The sequence below is a fragment of the Streptomyces sp. NPDC020597 genome, assembly GCF_044335095.1.
Classification (GTDB): Bacteria; Actinomycetota; Actinomycetes; order Streptomycetales; family Streptomycetaceae; genus Streptomyces.
This window is the reverse complement of sequence record NZ_JBIRUL010000021.1, coordinates 1-17,661: the sequence shown is the minus strand read 5'-3', so window position 1 is coordinate 17,661 and position 17,661 is coordinate 1. Positions and strand designations below refer to the sequence as shown.

At 68.1% G+C, this 17,661-nt stretch carries 14 protein-coding genes; 3 read left to right on the top strand and 11 right to left on the bottom strand.

What is annotated here, in order from left to right; all coding sequences use genetic code 11:
- Positions 1-274 precede the first annotated feature (274 nt).
- Both ACH4ZA_RS29050 and ACH4ZA_RS29045 read right to left on the bottom strand, forming a co-directional pair.
- On the bottom strand, positions 275-685 hold the full coding sequence (locus ACH4ZA_RS29050; RefSeq protein ID WP_398432341.1) for a VOC family protein: 411 nt from the start codon (positions 683-685) through the stop codon (positions 275-277).
- A gap of 640 nt (positions 686-1,325) precedes the next feature.
- Positions 1,326-2,207, bottom strand: a complete 882-nt coding sequence (locus tag ACH4ZA_RS29045) for an NAD(P)-dependent oxidoreductase (protein ID WP_398432340.1) — start codon at positions 2,205-2,207, stop codon at positions 1,326-1,328.
- Positions 2,208-2,303: 96 nt separating this feature from the next.
- On the opposite strand from ACH4ZA_RS29045, the gene ACH4ZA_RS29040 reads away from it, so the two are divergent.
- On the top strand, positions 2,304-2,666 hold the full coding sequence (locus ACH4ZA_RS29040) for a winged helix-turn-helix transcriptional regulator (protein WP_398432339.1): 363 nt from the start codon (positions 2,304-2,306) through the stop codon (positions 2,664-2,666).
- Between the two features lie 250 nt (positions 2,667-2,916).
- Here ACH4ZA_RS29040 and ACH4ZA_RS29035 read toward each other — a convergent pair whose 3' ends face one another.
- The gene (locus tag ACH4ZA_RS29035; protein ID WP_398432338.1) at positions 2,917-3,129 is read right to left on the bottom strand and encodes a DUF5988 family protein; all 213 of its coding nucleotides are present in this window, start codon (positions 3,127-3,129) and stop codon (positions 2,917-2,919) included.
- 230 nt (positions 3,130-3,359) lie between these two features.
- Positions 3,360-3,995: a hypothetical protein gene (locus ACH4ZA_RS29030; RefSeq protein WP_398432337.1), complete on the bottom strand. Its 636-nt coding sequence runs from the start codon at positions 3,993-3,995 to the stop codon at positions 3,360-3,362.
- Between the two features lie 433 nt (positions 3,996-4,428).
- Here ACH4ZA_RS29030 and ACH4ZA_RS29025 point away from each other — a divergent pair, with 433 nt between their 5' ends.
- Positions 4,429-5,823: a S41 family peptidase gene (locus ACH4ZA_RS29025; protein WP_398432336.1), complete on the top strand. Its 1,395-nt coding sequence runs from the start codon at positions 4,429-4,431 to the stop codon at positions 5,821-5,823.
- A gap of 191 nt (positions 5,824-6,014) precedes the next feature.
- On the opposite strand, the gene ACH4ZA_RS29020 is transcribed toward ACH4ZA_RS29025, so the two are convergent.
- Positions 6,015-6,842: a class I SAM-dependent methyltransferase gene (locus ACH4ZA_RS29020; RefSeq protein WP_398432335.1), complete on the bottom strand. Its 828-nt coding sequence runs from the start codon at positions 6,840-6,842 to the stop codon at positions 6,015-6,017.
- A 225-nt stretch (positions 6,843-7,067) separates the two neighbouring features.
- Here ACH4ZA_RS29020 and ACH4ZA_RS29015 point away from each other — a divergent pair, with 225 nt between their 5' ends.
- A complete protein-coding gene (locus tag ACH4ZA_RS29015; protein ID WP_398432334.1) occupies positions 7,068-7,631 on the top strand; it encodes a dihydrofolate reductase family protein in 564 nt (187 codons plus the stop codon).
- Positions 7,632-7,749: 118 nt separating this feature from the next.
- Here the strand turns inward: ACH4ZA_RS29015 and ACH4ZA_RS29010 are convergent, their stop codons facing one another.
- From ACH4ZA_RS29010 to ACH4ZA_RS28985, 6 genes are all read right to left on the bottom strand, one after another.
- Positions 7,750-8,832, bottom strand: a complete 1,083-nt coding sequence (locus tag ACH4ZA_RS29010; protein WP_398432333.1) for a phosphotransferase — start codon at positions 8,830-8,832, stop codon at positions 7,750-7,752.
- Between the two features lie 23 nt (positions 8,833-8,855).
- Positions 8,856-10,205, bottom strand: coding sequence for an aspartate aminotransferase family protein (locus tag ACH4ZA_RS29005; protein ID WP_398432332.1), 1,350 nt, complete (start codon positions 10,203-10,205; stop codon positions 8,856-8,858).
- 173 nt (positions 10,206-10,378) lie between these two features.
- A complete protein-coding gene (locus ACH4ZA_RS29000) occupies positions 10,379-11,545 on the bottom strand; it encodes an ROK family transcriptional regulator (RefSeq protein ID WP_398432331.1) in 1,167 nt (388 codons plus the stop codon).
- Between the two features lie 233 nt (positions 11,546-11,778).
- Positions 11,779-13,056: an NAD(P)/FAD-dependent oxidoreductase gene (locus ACH4ZA_RS28995; RefSeq protein ID WP_398432330.1), complete on the bottom strand. Its 1,278-nt coding sequence runs from the start codon at positions 13,054-13,056 to the stop codon at positions 11,779-11,781.
- A gap of 180 nt (positions 13,057-13,236) precedes the next feature.
- Positions 13,237-16,044 (bottom strand): SpoIIE family protein phosphatase, encoded by a 2,808-nt coding sequence (locus tag ACH4ZA_RS28990; protein ID WP_398432329.1) that lies wholly within the window; start codon positions 16,042-16,044, stop codon positions 13,237-13,239.
- A gap of 125 nt (positions 16,045-16,169) precedes the next feature.
- Positions 16,170-17,264 carry an ABC transporter substrate-binding protein gene (locus tag ACH4ZA_RS28985; RefSeq protein WP_398432328.1) on the bottom strand — a complete coding sequence of 365 codons (1,095 nt, stop codon included), beginning with the start codon at positions 17,262-17,264 and terminating at the stop codon, positions 16,170-16,172.
- Positions 17,265-17,661: the final 397 nt, after the last annotated feature.

Here is a 17,661-nt window from a genome sequence, read left to right as displayed (position 1 = left end):
CACCTGTGGCAGGCCGTCACCACCAGCTTCGACACCTGGTGCGGCCTGCCCCACCAGCTGCTGCTCGCGGCGGGAGGAACGACCCGCACGATCGCCTATGTCGCCGGCTCCGGCCACGAACAAAGGGACAATCTGCTGGAGCACCTCCAGGGACTCGCACAGGCGACGGACGACGACGTCACCGCACTCATCGCCGAACGCCGCCGGCACTACACCGACACCCTCCGCGCGGTCGACGACACGCAGGAGCACGATGATGTCACCCTGTCATGCCCTATGGGCGGACGTAAGGCCTGGTCATGACCTCCATGTTGTGACCGTCCGGGTCGTCGAAGTAGGCGCCGCGACCACCGAACAGATCATTGATCCGGCCGGGGTCGGTGTGGCCGGGGTCCGCGTAGTAGGTGACCCCGACCACCTCCAGACGGGCGATCACAGCGTCGAACTGGTCGTCAGGCACGAGGAAGGCGTAGTGCTGCGACTGGATCGCCGCATCCCTCTTCTCGCAGTAGTCGAGCGTCACGCCGTTGCCGAGGTCAACGGGCAGGAACGGCCCGAACGGTGCGCCGACTTCCAGGCCCAGGATCGCGGCGATGAACTCGGCGGACAGGTAGCGGTCGCTGGCGTGGACAGCCGTGTGGTTCAGCTGGACGCCGGCATGTGGGTACGGCTGGTCGTAGGACATCAGTGGTGCGTCTCCGGTCTTGGGATCCGTTGGAAAGGCGCCGTACGCGGGCGCCGGCAGCAAAGACGCGGAGAAGGGGGCGGGCCTCTGGCCCGCCTCGGGCTCACGCCGAGGCCGGGAAACTCACTCGTGCATGGCTCAAGGCCGACCCGGCAGTCACACGACCGACCTTAGTGATCAGCGCAGGCGAGGGCAAGACTGGTCCTGGCCGTGCTCCGGCCGCAGATCGCGCCGTTGTCATCGGTGATCACGACTCGATACGCGCTCTGGAAGCGCGCACGCCGAGTCCGCGTAGCGGATGGCGGTCTTCTCGTCGGCACCGACGACGAGGGCGAGGGGGTCTGCACCGGCGGTGGGGGCCTCCTCCAGCCGGCGGCCCGCGCGGAGCCGTCCGAGCGCGGCGGTGAGGTTGCGGTGGCTCGGGTGGTCCAGAGCCTGACGGCCGGCCCGAGCTCGTCGGCGGTCTTCCGGGTGATCAGCAGGTGCGGGTCGGCCGTATTCGGCCGGCGGTTGCGGCGGTAGCCGAGCCAGTCGAGCACGGCATGGTGCGTGAGGTCGTGGAGGGGGCGGACTTGGCCGCTACGGAGGCGCGCCGATTGCCCAGGTCGACGTCGTCCAGGGTCTGTTGCGAAAGTGCTGGTCAGTGCACGAGCAGGTCGATCACGCCCGTCAGACCCTCCTCGCTTCTGCCCGCGGCCAGGCGGCGGCGCATCAGCTGGAAGTACGGGCTGAGCAGTTCCGGGCTGACACCCTGCTGCTCGGCGGTGCTCAGGAAGGCCGGCGTGCCGGCCACTTGCATCGCGAGGTTGGAGACGACGCCCTTGGTGTAGTCGCCGCTGCGCAGCTGGTCGGCAGTCTGGTGAACTGCCGGGGCCATCGCGACGAGCCAGTCGGCGAGCAGTGGGGCGAGCGCCGTGGGGTCGATGCTCTCCTTGCGGATCAGGGCGAAGGCGTGCGCGGCACCGGCGAACATTCCGTACATGGCGCTGAGCAGGGCCGTGTCGTACAGGGCCGCGAAGCCTGCGTCCTCGCCGACGTAGGTGGTGCCGACCGGGACGCCCAGGGTCTCGTGGTGCCGCTCGAACAGCTCCCGCGAGCCGCTGTAGAAGACGTAGCCGCCGGCTTCCGGGACGCCGATCATCGGAGGGACGGCCATGATCCCGCCGTCCAGGTAGCGGGCGCCGCGCTCGCGGGCCCACTCGGCGCGGGCGCGGGCCTGGGCAGGGGTGCTGGTGGTCAGGTTGACCACGTCCCTGTCGGATAGATCGGTGCCGGCCAGCACCTCCTCGACCGAGGTGTCGTCCAACAGGCAGACGACGACCAGGGTGTTCGCCGCAACCGCCTCAGCGGCGCTCTCCGCGACCCGTGCCTCCTCGGCGGCCAGTGCCGCGGCGCGTGCCGGGGTGCGGTTCCAGACGGTGAGCGGATGGCCGGCGGCAAGCCAGGTACGGGCCAGCGCGGTGCCCATCGCGCCAAGGCCCAACAGCGTGACGGAAGTCTTCTCAACAGTGTTCTGTGCCATGCCGATTAGGGTGGTCGCAGGCCCGGAGGCGATCAAGTACGCACTTGGCGGTGGGTGGTTACCCCGGGGTGAGCGAGCACGTCAGAGGGGTGGGGCATGACGACGCTGAACCGGCCGGGTGCACCAGACGGACACGTCTGCGGGATCGACACCGTGATGGAGGTGATCGGCGGCAAGTGGAAGGTGCTTATCCTCTGGTCGCTCCACGAGCACCCCTACCGCCGCTTCGGCGAGCTGCGTCGCCTGCTTCCCGGCATCACCGAGAAGGTGCTGGCCTCCCACTTGCGTGAGCTGGAAGCGGACGGCGTCGTGCACCGCGTCTCCTACGACGAGGTGCCGCCCCGCGTCGAGTACTCGCTGACCGAGGACGGCAAGCGCCTCAACGACGCACTCCAGCCGCTGGCCGCCTGGGGTCGCGAGCGGTCGACCGCTCGAGGGCTGGGGGAGGGCGCAGGCTAGGGTTTGTGATGAACGTGCTGGTCACAGCCACTCGTCCACCCAGCTCCAGCGGAGCCTGGTCCGGCGGGTGGCGCGTGCGTGCCAGGACGAGATGGTCACGGCGAAGCTCAACGGCCTGGTCGAGATCGTCGTACGTGGAGTGTGCCGCTGTTCGGATCGCGAGTACGTGTGGATGGTCCGTGCTGTGAGTCCGCCCCCTCGGCCGGTACGTGACCGGTGCGCGTGGGGGCGGGGGTGGTGTGTGTGGGGGCTACTCGGCGACGTATGTGTAGCCGGTCCAGGTGTAGACGTGGAGTTGTTGGTCGTTGTCGGTGATGGTGGTGTGTGTGGGTTCGAAGTGCTCGTAGCGGTTGCCTTTGAGTATTTTGACTTTGGTGGTGGTGTCGGCGACGAAGCGGATGCGGTCTTCGTCGGTGAGTTGGAAGGCGGGTCCGCCTTTGAGTATGGCGTTGGGTTGGTGCATGTGGGTCTCCTGTGAGCGCGGCGCGGGGTGTGTGGGCGTCGGTTCGACTGGGTTTGTTGTGGGGGGTGTTGTGGTGTGATCAGGATAGGAGGGGGTACTAAACCGGGTCTTAAGCGACTGTCTAAACTGGGTTGATCACTAGGCTGGCGACAGTGAAGTGTCTGGTGTCGGGCGATTTGCGGGACATGTTCCGGCGGGCGGTGCCAGTGGCTCCGATGCGGTCCCCTTCGTTACCCCCCGACGACGGGACTGCACGTGGGGGACGCGGCCAGGATCGGCGCGAGGAGAAGGAAGACCGACGCTCCGGCGGTCGCCAGCCAGACGGCGTACAGCGCGACGCGGTGTATCCGGTGCCGTGTCACGGCCCACGCGCCGGCAGCGGCCAGCGATCCGATGGCGAGCGAGGCCGCGAGACAGACCGGGACCATGAGCGCTGGTTCCAGGTACGCCGGTACCGTGGGCGGAATCGTTTCGCAGAGGTCGGCGCCGCTGACGACCAGCACCAGCAGCAGGCCGAGGCTCGTGATGACGGACACCGTCCAGGCGAGGCCGGACAGTAACCGGCGGGGAACGCTGCCGCGCCGCGCGGTGAACGCGCCGGCAAGAGCCCCGCTCATGAGCCAGATCGACGGGGTCATCCACACCGCCAGGGGCCAGCCCAGCGGGTGCCGGGTCCAGTTGCTGTCGGACCAGTAGTACGTGTCGAACGCCATGCCGATGGAGAGTTCCAGGACAAGTCCGGCCAGGCCGTACGCAGCTGAGCGGACGTGAGGGGCGTCCCGGAAGAGCTGTGGCCAGAGGATCTCGCCGACGCGGCCGCCCGCTGCACCGACTGTCGACCGGCCGCTTCCGATCACTGCGTTCACCGTGCCTCCTCCATCAGTGCGGTCATCAGGCTGGACAGACGCCAACCGCCACCGTTCCGGTTCCGCGTGGGGCTTGCGCTCGCACACGGTCATCAGCCCGGCACGCCCACGGCCCCCGACCGGCCGGGGTACCGTCCTGCCACCCGTTCAATTGACAATAGAGAACCTGAGCGCTCACCTTTCTCCCTCTCGGACCATCACCGACGCCATGGCGGGAAATGGCCGATACCCCGTCAACCGTCCACAAGGGACCGACGACTGCTCGGCGCACGCTCGGACACGGCTGTCTCTGAGAGTCGGGAGGCCGGGGTCTACTCCTGGTACTGGGGCTGGCCCCACCCCCGATCGACCGGACAGCTGGATGGCCGGGAGAACGCCGTGTCGGCGACCGTGGAGCCTTCCCGAGCAAGTCGCCTACAGAGAAGGCAAGATCGTGCGCATTGTCACGGCCGCCGCCGTCGCACTGGTTCTCGCTGGCGGATCCGCGCCGGCCGCCACCGCCCAACAGCAGACCACCGGTGGAATCTGGCGCATGGACGGCTACGGCACAGTCCTGTCCATCCGCAACGGAACTCTCCAGGAATACCAGACCACCGCCGTCAGCTGCCTCAAGGGCGACTCCGCGCAGCGGACCGGCCCCGGCACCTACACCATGCCCGACGGCACTGTCCTCACCGTGCGCACCCGAGGAGGTCTTGGCCGCGGGTACATGCGGGTGGACGGCTCCGTCGGCGACCGGAACCTGCGCCGGATTGCGGAGTTGCCCGAAGCCTGCACGCGTCCGGCCGCCAAGGGTCCGCTCGCTGCCTTTGACGTCTTCTGGCGGTCCTTCGAGGAGAACTACCCCTTCTTTTCCGCCAAGGGCATCGACTGGCACGCCGTGCGCGACCAGTACCGCCCCCGGGTGCACGCCGGGACGACGAGAGACGAGCTCTACGCCCTGTTCAGCGAGATGGTCAAGCCGCTCTACGACGCCCACGTTGCCGTGCAGGACGGCGATCGCGTCTTCGCACAGGTTCGCCCCGGCACGGTGGTGCCCACCGAGGAGTTGGACACCACGGTCAAGAGGTTCATCGTGGCACGCGACCTCAAGAACGCCCGGAACCTCCAGGACTTCGCCAACGGGCGGATCACCTACGCCGACCTCCCAGGCGGGCAGGGCTACTTGCGGATCTCCGGCTTCGGCGGATACGCGGGCGACGGCTCCCCCTACGCCGCTCAGCTGGCCGAGCTCGACCGGGCACTGGACAGGGTCCTCAGCCAGGAGCGCACCCAGCGCCTGAAGGGCCTGATCATCGACCTGCGGATCAACGGCGGCGGCTCCGACGACCTGGGAATCCGCATCGCCGAGCGCCTCACCGACACCCCCTACCTCGCCTACTCCAAGCGGGCCCGCAACGACCCGGCCGACCCCACCCGGCACACACGCCCCCAGCCCGCCTATGTCACGCCCGCGGCCGAGTCCCGTTACAGCGGGCCGGTCGCCGTGCTGACCGGCGGCTCGACCGTCAGCGCGGGGGAGACCTTCACCCAGGCCCTCATGGACCGGCCCGGTAGCACGATCCGGATAGGGCAGCCCACACAGGGCGTCTTCTCGGACGTCATGCAGCGCACACTCCCCAACGGAATGTCGGCCTGGCTGCCGAACGAGGAGTTCCTGACCCGGTCGGGCGGGACCTTCGACGGCTCTGGTGTTCCGCCGCACCTCGAAGAGCCGGTCTTCACGAAGGAGGAGTTCGACAAGAAGAGGGACTCGGCATTCGACAGGGCTCTGAACGTCCTGCGGCACTACGGCAGTCACGGGCTGACGCAGGAGCAGCGGGGCTGAGTGACAGCCCGCTGGAGAACACGGAACGCGAGTACCGTGCTCGGCATTGCCGGCAACTCGCGACGGTTGCATACGCGTGCCACCGGCAAGACCCCTGTTCGGTCAGGTGGCGAAGGAGACGTCGAGTCGGCAAGGTGGCTGTGGCGTGCGGTGGGTCGGTCCGTGAATCGCTACGTCCTCGGCCGCCTTGCTTACTCGGCGCGCTGCCCGACACGGAGGACGCTCAGGTAACGGCGCGATGCCCGGTCGCCCATCCGCGTGCGGATGCGCTCGGCGATGGCGTCGAGGAGGGGCTCACGAACGTCACGGTCGAGTCTCCGGTACAGCGACAACGAGCGAAGGTGATCGGCGAAGCCCTCTCCGTTGAACCACTGAACAGCCGGGTGCCGGCGCACGATCGTCGGGCCGAACAATCCTCCGGGATCCTCGACCAGTCCCCATCCCTCGCCGGTGGTGCGTACGTCGTCCTCCAGGGGCGGATGACCCCAGTCGGGGTTTCCGGGGCAGAACCGCTCGTGGAGATCGGCGGTCTCGGCGTACACCTCCGGCTCTCCCGGTCGGCGGACAACGACGTTGCCGAGCAGTGCCATCCAGCCTGCGGGAGAGAGCACCTCGTGCGCTCGCTGCCAGCCGATCGACGGGTCGACCCAGTGCCACGACGACGCAGCCACGACAACGTCGAAGCGTCGACCGCGGTCATCCCACTCCTCAAACATCGACGTCTCGACTTCGACGTTGCGGAAGGAGGCAATCCGCCGGCGAGCGAGTGCAGCCAGTCCTGTGCCTGGCTCGAGGGCGGTCACCGAGCATCCGAGCACGGCCAGTGAGCGCGTGGCCTGACCGGTACCGCAGCCCACCTCGAGCACCGACGACCGTTCGTCCATGCCGGTGATGGCGCCGAGGTCCGCGAACAACTCGTCGGGGTATCCCGGTCGAACCCGGTCGTAGAGTTCCGGCACCTCGTCGAACACTCGGCCCAGGTCGTTGCGGTTCGGGCGAGCCGTCGGATCATCAGTCACGAACGCACAAGCTATGAGGCTCGTCGACGGAGACGCCACTGGTTTACCGGTAGCCCCTCGACGGCATCCGGGCCGGTTCGACGGCATCCGGGCCCGTTCCTTCTGTCTGCTGCGCAGGCATCGTCCGGTCGGCGATCCTTCTGACCCTCGGTGTGGCCTGACCGATGAATTTTCCGCGCCGTGCTGGTCTGTACGGCGAAGTAGGAGTGACGGGAGGCTGACGGCATGGGGAAACTGACCTTTGCCATGAACATGAGTTTGGACGGCTACATCGCCGCGCCCGGCGACGACCTCGGCTGGAGCGTGATGAACGACGAACTGTTCCAGTGGTGGTCCGACCGGGTAGGGGCGACGGGCCTGGCGCTGTACGGGCGAAAGCTGTGGGAGACGATGAGCTCCCACTGGCCGACCGCCGACCAGCAGCCGGGTGCCACACCGGCGGCGATCGAGTACGCCGGCCGCTGGCGGGACATGCCGAAGGTGGTGTTCTCCTCGATGATCCTTACGGTCGACTGGAACACCCGCCTGGTCACGGACGACGCGGTCACCGAGATCACCCGGCTCAAGGCCCAGGACGGCGGCTCCATGGACGTCGGCGGCGCCACACTCGCCGCAGCGGCCATGCGGGCCGGGCTGATCGACGAGTACGCGGTCGTCACCCATCCGGTCCTGGTGGGGGGTGGCACGCCGTTTTTCACGGCCTTGGACAACTGGGTGAACCTGAGTCTGTCGGAGACCCGGACATTCCCTGACGGCGTGGTGCTGACCAGGTACGAGACCAGGCGCTGAGCGCCCGACGTCGGATCGACGGGGCCGGTCAGTTGAGGATCCGCGGGCGTCGACCGGCCACCGCTGCAGCGATGTGCCCGTGTGAGGCGAGGCTCAATGGTGCGCAGGTCGGCTGTCTTCAGGAAAGCCCGTGACGGGTTTCACCGAGGTGCGCGACGACCTCGTCCATGCTCACGGTCAAGGAATGCTCGATGTTGGTCCAGTCGTCCTTGGCGTGGTCGAGGAGGTACTCGCGCCGTTCGGGTGCGCGCTCGGCGCGCCAGTTCGAGATCAGCGCACGAAGTGTGAGCCGTGCCAGTGCGGCGATCGGGAGCAGCGGGAGTTCCGAGGCCCGGATCGGGCGTTCTCGTTGGTAGCCTGCGGCGAAGGCGCAGGCGTCCCGCCAGGGATGATCCGGCCTCCTGCCGAGCAGATTCGCCATGGGAACGGCGGGGTCGAAGATCACCGCGCTGCGCACGGTGTCACCGAAGTCGATGACACCGGTGATGAAGAGATCATCCTTGTCTGGGTCCACCACGATGTTGTAAGGGCTGAAGTCGCCGTGGATCACTTGCGTTTCGAGATCACCCAGTCTCGGGACGACGTTCTCGCCGAAGAGCCGGAAGACCGACTGGGCCAGCTGGCGGTGTTCGGGGCTCGGCGTGTGCTCGACCAGTTCGGTCATCTGGTGGAAGTGCCGGATGTCCCACGCCAGACCACGTCGGTCTGCCGGATGTGTGAACGGCTTGAGCGCCACGTCGATCAGCCCCAGCATCTCGCCCGCCCCGGCGAGCCGCTCCGCATCCGGGTTCGCATCGGCCAGGACCCGGCCTTCGACGAAGTCGAACACACGCAGGATGCGCGTCCTGCCGTCGTTCAGCCTGATCGTGACATGGTCGTCTGAGCCGGCGGTCAACTTCACCCGCTGGACGGGCAAGTGTGCAGCGGCGGTTTCGAGGTAGCGCATCGCGGCGGTCTGGAGGGCGACAACCGCCTCCACCTCGTCCGGTGGTGAGACCTTCACGAGGTAGTTGCTGGAGTCGGTGCTGAGTCTGAACGTGTCGTCCTTCTCGGTCGCCAGTCGTGCCAGGCGCCCGGTGAGGCGGTAGTGCTCCTCAAGAAGCAGGCTCACCAGCGTCACGTCGATGGGCTCGTGGGACGACGTCAGGCCGCTCTCCTCGAGCAGCCGCTGAGCTTGGGTCCTGGCTGGTGAGGTGTTCACGGTGAGTCCCTTCGGTCAGCCTGTCACAGGCGGTTTTTCGCGACCTCGGCGAAGGTCTCCAGGAATCGGGTCACATCGGCGGAGTCGAAGGCCAGCGGCGGGCGGATCTTCAGGGTGTTCGCCGACCTGCCGGTGCCGTTGATGAGGATCCGGCGATCGCGCATGTCGTTGATGACGTCTTCGGTGAGCAGGCGGTCCGGCTCGAGGGTTTCGCGGTCCTTCACGATCTCCACGCCGACGTACAGGCCGGCGCCGCGGACTTCGGCGACGTAGGGGGAGTCTTCGGTGATCTCCCGCAGTCCTGCGCGCAGGGCGTTGCCGTTCTCCAGGACGCGCTGCCGCACATTCTCCTTCTCGAGGACGTCCAGCACCGCCGCGCCGGCGGCCACGGGGATCGAGCTGCCGCCGAAGGTGTTGAAGTAGCGGACGTTGCGTCCGAACTCCTCGCTGACCTCGGGGCGGAAGACCACACCCGAGATCGGCATTCCGTTACCCATCGGCTTGCCCAGGGTGACGATGTCCGGCAGGACGCCGTGGCGGGTGAAGCCCCACATCGACTCCCCGAGCCGGGCGAATCCGGACTGCACCTCGTCCGCGATGTAGACACCGCCGGCCGCGTGCACCTCCTCCACCACGCCCTGCATGTAGTCGACCGGGTCCGTGAAGATGCCGTCGCTGGTGTAGGCGCAGTCGGTGATCAGCGCCGCCAGGCGGTAGCCGTGGCGCTCCAGGTCGGCGATTGCACCGCGTACCTGCTGTCTCATGTGCTCGGCGAGAGTGGTGCCCGGCGCGGCGAGGCGCGGGTCGGGCGCGTCGATGAGCCGGACGTTCGGTCCCAGCGGCGATCCCGCGCCCAGGTGTGGTGAGAAGCTCGCCACCTCCCGGGTGATGCCATGGTAGGCCCAGCGGGTGACGATGATGCCTTCGCCGCCCGTGTGGTACCTCGCCACCCGCACCGCCAGGTCGTTGGCCTCCGACCCGCTGCACGCGATGCTCAGCTTCGACAGCTCCTCCGGGAAGGTCGCGAGCAGCCGCTCCGCGTATTCGACCAGGGCTTCCTGGACGTAGCGCGTGTTGGTGTTGACCGCCGTCATCTGGCGGGCGACCGCCTCGGCCACGTGGGGGTGTGCGTGTCCGACGCACGGGACGTTGTTGTAGGCGTCGAGGTAGTCGTTTCCGTCACGGTCGATCAGGTGGGCCCCGTGACCGGAGACGAACTCGACCGGTTCCTTGTAGATCAGCGTGTAGCCGGGACCCAGCACCTTGTTCCGGCGCCGGATGGTCTCTCGGAGGCGCTCGGGGAGCTCGCCCAGTACGCCGGGGTCGAACCGGTTGGGGTAGTGGGCTATCGCCCGGCTCAGCGTCGAAGTCATCGGCGGCACACCTTCAGTCTCGTTCCGGGTCACTCGCTGCGTTGGCCGAAACCATACCATTATTCATTCCAGTTCCAAACTGAAACTAAAAAATGATGCGTCTCGCAGATCGCCACGTCGACATGTCCAGGCCTCAGGCCTCAGGCGCCAGGCACCAGGCCCCGGCGGTCGGCTCAGAAGGCCGGTGCGGACTTCTCGGGGAGCCGGTTCTGTTGCCGTGCTCCGAGCACGGCGTCGCGCAGCCGGTCCTGGGCGATCGTCAGACACGCGTAGACCGCGCCTTGTGCCGTCGACAGGCCGATCTGATGCGGACCCGTCCTGATCTCCGGCACCGCCGGAAGGCTCTGGTCGAGCCGCGCCCGCACCTGGGGAAGGGCGATGTCGACGAGCGGGCGCAGCCGGCCCACGAAGTAGACCGACTCCGGGTCGAGGGTCACGGCGACGACACTGACAGCGGTGACGATCGCGGTGGTGAACGCCTGCAGCACCTCGGCGTGCGGCGCCCGGGCCTGCGGTTGCAGCCAGAGATCCTCGATGCGCTCCAGGTCGAGCCCCCGCTTGCTAGCGAACCGCAGGAGACCGCGGGTGCTCAACAGGTCGTCGAGGTTCTCGTCGTCGACGCCGGAGGAGAGCACGCCTATGTCGCCGAAGGTGGGTGTACTTCCCCGTGCGAGCTGGTGGTCCGTGCAGCCGGCGAAGTTCAGCAGGGTGCTGACACTGAACAGCGCGGCGTTCTTGACGGTCGGGTCCTCGGTGATGATCTTGAGCAGGGACGCGTTGGCATCGCTGTCGAGGAGCACGGGGGCCCCGATCAGGTTCTCGACGGCTTGCCGGAGTCCTGGGCTCGCGAAGGATTTCCTCGACTCCGCAGGGCCGAAGATCTCCGTGCCGCCTCGGACCCGGCCGGGCACGGCGGCGACGATCTGACGCAGAGGGCCCTGCGCGGACCGGGCGGTCTGCGCGATGAGGTCGGCCAACCATCGCGCGGCGTCCCCGACCTCCTGGTGATCGGCGGTGGGGACCGTAACCTGCTGGATCTCACGACCCCTCAGGTCGGTCACCAGCACACCCGTGGTCTGGGCACCGAAACTGACGCCGGCGACGTGCCCGGTCGTGCCGGGCACGTCCAGATAGGTGGAGCGGCGGCCGCGGCCGGTGGCCTCGTCGACCTCGCCGTCGACGACGAAACCGTCGGCACGCAGCTCCTCCACCGCTCTGGACACCGTGGCCTTGCTCAGGCCCGTCATCTCGATGAGCCGGTTCCGCGTCAAGGGCGCATGGGAGAGGATGACGTCGAGGACGGATGCCTTGTTGTAGTCGCGTGTGGTCGGGTTGGTCACCTGATGACCATAGCGAGCCCGGTGCGCCGATCGGGCAGGGACGGGTGCGGGCGGTAGGGCCAGGGCTCACGGCGGCCGGACGGCAGCTGGAGGCGTCGTGGCTGTGTGGGCCCGTCGGCTGCGGGCCGGTCTGTGCGCGCAGCGGGGGCGAGTGGGCTGGACGTATGACCAGTGTTGCGAGGGGAGTGCCATACGTCCACCGTCCGACTGCACGGCGTCTGCGTCGCGCACGCTTACTTGATGAGGTCCTTGAGCTTGTAGTAGCCGCCCGCGAAGGGCAGGAACCAGGGCGGCCCGAAGTGTCCCGGGATCCGTCGGAAGGGCAATTCGCGCCAGGGGTTGGCGTCGAGGTTGCCGTTCATGTACTCGGCCATCTGCCGGCCCATGTGGGTGGCCATCTGCACGCCGTGGCCGGAGTAGCCGAGCGAGTAGAACAGCCCGTCGTGCTCGCCGGCGTGCACCATGCGGTCCATGCTCATGTCGACCAGGCCGCCCCAGCAGTAGTCGACCCGCGTATTCGTGAGCTGCGGGAAGATCTCGGTCATCGCCTTGTGCAGGATGCGCCCGCTCTTCGCGTCCGAGTGCTGGTCGGACATGGCGAACCGAGCACGGCCGCCGAACAGCAGCCGGTGGTCCGGCGTGATCCGGAAGTAGTTCAGCAGGTTCAGGGTGTTCGACACCATCCGCCGGTTCGGCAACAGCATGTCGCACATGTCCTTGCCCAGCGGTTCGGTCACGATGATGAAGCTGCCGACGGGCGCGATCCTGACCTGATGCCAGCGCAACGGCCTGCGGGTGTGACCGCTGGTCGCGACGAGCACTTGTCCGGCCCGGACGGTCCCGCGCGCAGTGACCAGTTCGTGGCGTGTGCCGTCGAGTCGGCTGATCTTCTCGACCGGCGCCTTCTCGTGGACGACGACGCCGATCCGCGCGGCGGCCTCGGCGAGCCCCTTGGTGAACTTGCCGACGTGCAGCCCGGCGCTCTTGGCGTCGACCATGGCGCCGTGGAAGCGGTCGGAGCCGATCTCGGAGCGGATCTCGCTCCGGGGGATCAGCCGGGTCTCGAGCCCGAGCCGGCCGGACATGATCTCGTGGGTCTTGCGCAGGCCTTCGACGTGGGCCGGTTTGGACGCCAGGACCAGCTTGCCCGTGCGGGCGAAGTCGCAGTCGATCCCCTCTTCGGCGACGAGCCTCTCCAGGGTGTCGACGGCATCCTGGTACGTCATCAGGTACGCCCTGGCGGTGTCGAACCCGTAGCGGGCCACCGCCTGCCGGAACCCGATCGACAGGCCCGTGGTGGCCATGCCGCCGTTGCGGCCGGATGCGCCGAATCCGATCGTGTCCTTCTCGAAGACGTGCACGTTGGCGCCCTTGCGGGCCAGGTGCAGTGCCGTGGAGAGGCCGGTCAGGCCGGCACCGATGACCGCCACGTCGACTTCCCCTCTGACGTCGGTCCGGGACCGGTCCGGACCCTGGGGAGCGGTGTCGAGCCAGTAGGGGGTGAACTTCATGTCGCTGCTCTCTCCTGCCAGTGTCGTCCGCGAGGAACGCGTGGCGCGTGGGTCAGGCCCATTCGAGTCCGCAGTGTGGGGCCGAGGGAAGTTCGGGCCTGCTGACAGTTGTCGACAATACCTTTGTCGTCGACAATCGACAAGATGGCTGTGGTGCGCACCGGCCGACGGCCATAGCGGTCACCAGTCCGCGTCGCTCCATTGGTCCAGCAACGCGTCGGCCGTGTCCGCGGCGGGTTCGGTCGCCGAGCTGTTGAGTGACTGCTCGGTCCAGATCACCTTGCCGCGAGGTACGTAACGGGTGCCCCATCGCTGCGTGAACTGGGCGACCAGGAACAACCCCCGCCCCCCTTCGTCGGTGTCGGCCGCCCGGCGCAGGTGCGGTGAGGTGCTGCTTCCGTCGGCGACCTCGCAGATCAGGCTGGGGCCGTCCCGCAGAATCCGCAGCCGCCTCGGCTCGGCGCCGTAGCGGATGGCGTTGGTCACCAGCTCGCTGATCACGAGTTCGGTGGAGAAGGTGAGCTCCTCCAGTCCCCACTCCTGCAACCGACGGGCGACCTGGGTTCGGATCCCGGCGACGGCGGCCGGATCACCGGGGATGTCCCAATCGGCGACCTGGGAAGGATCGAGCAGGCGGGACCGAGCGACGAGCAGCGCGATGTCGTCGCTCGGGCGGGAAGGCAGCAGGGCGTCGAGGACGGCCTGACAGGCCTCCTCCGGGGTGCGGCCGGGGCCTTGCAAGGCGTCGTGCAGCATCTCGAGGCCGGTGTCGATGTCCCGGTTCCGGTCCTCGATGAGACCGTCGGTGTACATGACCAGCTGGGATCCCTCCGGCAGCGTGAACTCGGCGCTCTCGAAGGGCATGCCGCCGCCCAGCCCCAGCGGCGGGGAGACCGGCACCTGCAACTGCTCCACTGTGCCGTCCGGGTGCACCAGTGCCGGTTCCGGGTGCCCGGACCTGGCCAGCGAGCACAGCCCTGCCACCGGGTCGTAGACGGCGTACAGGCAGGTCGCCCCCGTGATTCCTTCGGTGTCCGCCCCCTCGCTGTCGACCCGGGTGACCAACTCGTCCAGGTGCCGGATCAGCTCGTCCGGAGACAGATCGAGGGAAGAGAAGGTGCGCACCGCGGTACGCAGCCGGCCCATGGTGGCTGCGGCGTGCAGGCCGTGGCCGACCACGTCACCGACCACCAGCGCGACCCGGGCTCCGGGCAGTGGGATGACATCGAACCAGTCACCGCCCACACCGGCCCGGGCGGGGAGATAGCGGTGGGCGACGTCTACGGCGGACTGCTCGGGCACGGACCGAGGCAACAGGCTGCGCTGCAGGGTCACGGCCAGGGCATGCTCGCGGGTGTACCGGCGGGCGTTGTCGATGGTCACCGCGGCCCGCGCGGCGAGCTCCTCGGCGAAGGCCCGGTCCTCTTCCTCGAAGGCGTCCTGCTCCGCCCGCCAGAAGTTGACCACGCCCAGCACCACACCGCGGGCCTGAAGCGGCACGGTGATCAAGGAGTGGAGGCCGGAATCCAGAATGCGCCGGGCGCGTTCGGGGTCCTGGGCCCGCCAGTCGTGGGAGGCGGTCAGGTCGGCATCGAGGACGGGTTGACCGCGCTGGACGCTCAGGCCCACGGGGTTGCCGGGCGCGAAGTGGATCAGCTCGCCGACCGGGAACAGGGGCCAGGCCCCCCGGACGCCGTGCACCGCCGCGCGGCGCATCTCGAGGTTCGGACCGGTTGGCTCATCACCCTCCAGGACCGGAGTCTGCAGGTCGACGGTGACGACGTCGGCGAAGCGGGGGACCACCACCTCGGCCAGTTCCTGGGCGGTGCGCACCACATCCAGCGTGGTGCCGATCCGTACTCCTGCCTCGTACAGCAGGCCCAGCCGCTCCCTGGCCACGTCTGCCCGGCCCGCCAGTGCCCGCAGCTCCGTGGTGTCGCGCAGGGTGGCCACACTGCCTCGCCCGCCGCCATGGTGGTCGACGGGCCGAATATTGACCGCCAACAGACGGTCGCCGCTCAGGTGGACCGCGTCGGTGGCTGTCCGGCCCGAAACCAGCAGCTCGGCGGTCTCGGCCTCCAGTCCGAGATCGGTGACGTGGCGCTGCTCGCCGTCCGCGGGCAGATCCAGCAGTCGCCGTGCCTCGTCGTTCGCCAGCAGCAGCCGCCCGTCACCTCCGATGATCAGGACCCCTTCCCGCACCGCGTGCAGCACCGCGTCATGGTGCTCGTACATACGCGTCATCTCGGACGGATCCAGGCCGCGGGTCTGCCGGCGCAACCGCCAGGAGACCAATGCCGTTCCACCCGCGGCGACCGCCAGTGCGCCACCGGCGAATCCGAGCAGCTCCGGAAACTGCTCCCGCACCACGTCGTTCACGCTGGCCACCGTGATCCCGACTGACACGAACCCCACGATGGTCTTCCCACCGGTGTCGTAGACGGGGACCGTCGAGTCCACGGAGAGGCCGAGACTGCCCTCGAAGGTCTCGGTGAAGGGTCTGTCCACGGTTTGGCCCTCGCGGAGGGCGAAGATCTGCTTCCCGATCAGTGTCGGGTCGGGGTGGGTCCAGCGGAAGCCCTGGGGATCGAAAGCGACGACGTAGTCGACCCCGGCCTTCTTACGGGCTTCCTCCGCCCGTGGCTGCAACAGCGCACTCGGGTTCTTGGATTTCATGGCGGCCGGCGTTCCCGGGGCGTGGGCGAAGCCCTCGGCGACTCCGAACGTCAGGTGCCGGGCCTCCTGCATGGTCGAATTCCGGGCCTGCACCACGAGTGCCGCTCCCGCGGCTGCGGCGAAAAGCACCATGATGACCAGCTGCAGCAGGAACACCTGGCCTGCGACGCTGCGTACCTTGGGAGGCCTGAGGCGTGGCCCTGAGCGTCGCCCGCTGGATCCCAGATGCCGTTGAGGGGCATCCGCCGAACGGCGCTGCCTGCTGCCTGCGAGGGGCCGGAAAGCAGGGGAGCGACCAAAATACCTGGTCATATCTCTTTATCTCACACAGTGACATCCGGACATGAGGTCTTCGGAACCCCGTAAGGCAGTCGATCTCGACCGCCCGCTCGTGTCGGTCAGGCCCCATGGCTCGGAGTGGCGAACGCGCGTCGAGTTCAGGCGCGCACCCACTCCTGCCAGCGCTTCGCCACCGAGTTCCGGTTCTGGAGCCACCACTCGATGTTTAGGTCGAAGCCGGACAGCAGGTGCCCGGGGGTACTCGGCAGGTTCGTGGCGGTGGCCTCGGAGAGATGTCCGTAGGCCGCCGGCACAACAGGGCCGCTGGGGTAGATTCGGGCGAAGCCGGCCTGCACTTCCGGGCGCAGGGCGAAATCGATGAGCCGGTAGGCCGCGTCGGGATTGGCGGCCCCTTTGGGAATGCCGTAGCCGCTGCACTGCCTACGGGCGCCGTTCCACGCGCAGGCGAGCGGGACGCCGCGCTGGATCGGATCGCCGAGCCGGCCGTTCCAGGCGCTGGAGGCAACGACCTCGTTGCGCTCCAGCAGTTCACCCGGTGCAGCGCCGCTGTCCCAAAACGTCCGCACAGAGTCCTTGATCTCGTTCAGGGCCTTGAAGGCGCGATCCACGTCGAGGGGGTACAGCTTGTCGAGTGGTACGCCGTCGGCGATGAGAGCGAACTCCAGCTCCGGATAGTCCATCGAGCTCTGCAGCGCGCGGCCGCCCGGGAATGCCCTGGTGTCCCAGAATTCCGCCCAGGTTTCGGGCCCCTTTCCCGCGAAGGCGTCAGTGCGGTACGCCAGGACGCTGGCCCAGTAGTTCTTGCCGACACCGTGGGAGGCGAGCAGGGATTTGGCGATTCCCGAATTCTCGGCGTTCTTCAGCCGGTCGTAGTCCAGTTCCTCGGAAGCGCCCTGCTGCTGGAAGTACATCAAGAGGAGCATGTCGATGTCCATGGCGTCGAACATCGGGCGGCCCGCCTTCATCTGGGTGAGCATCTGCGGGTGCAGGATGTTCACCACATTGATCTGGATGCCGGTCTCTTCGGTGAACGGGTCGTAGATGGCCTTCCGGTTCGCCTGGCCGTAAGTGCCGCCGCTGTCGCGGACGACGAGCAGCTTGGGGTTCTTGGTCCTGGAGGTGTTTTGGTCGGTGCGGGTCTCGCACGCGGTGAGCGGGGTCGCGGCGACGCCTGCCGCGATTCCGCCGACCCCACGCAGGAACGCTCTGCGGTCGACTCGGCCGTCCGTCACCGTCTGCCTCCCGTGAAGTCGGGTTGCGGCGCCCACCGGCGGGGCTGTTCACGGGGGTGCCGCCTACGCGCCTTGCATGGCGGAAGCGGGACGTGTGTCAGCTGGGGCGAGGGTGAGCCCGGTCACGCCATGGTAGAGCCATCCGCGACCGGACGGCGTGACCTCGTGCGCCGCACCAACCTCACTGGCTGGGCAAGGGCACGGGCGCGCGAGGGTCGAGTCATGTGGCCGTTCGCTCCACCCGCTCCACGGATGTCGACCAGGCGGTCCGCAAGCTGGGAGCCGCCGGCGAGCTGGTGGCGCTTAGACGGTGTCCTATGTGGTGAGGCGTCGTTGAACTCGGCATGGGGCGGGGAACCTGGAGTTGGATTGTTCCGGACGGGCTGTGGGAGATCGC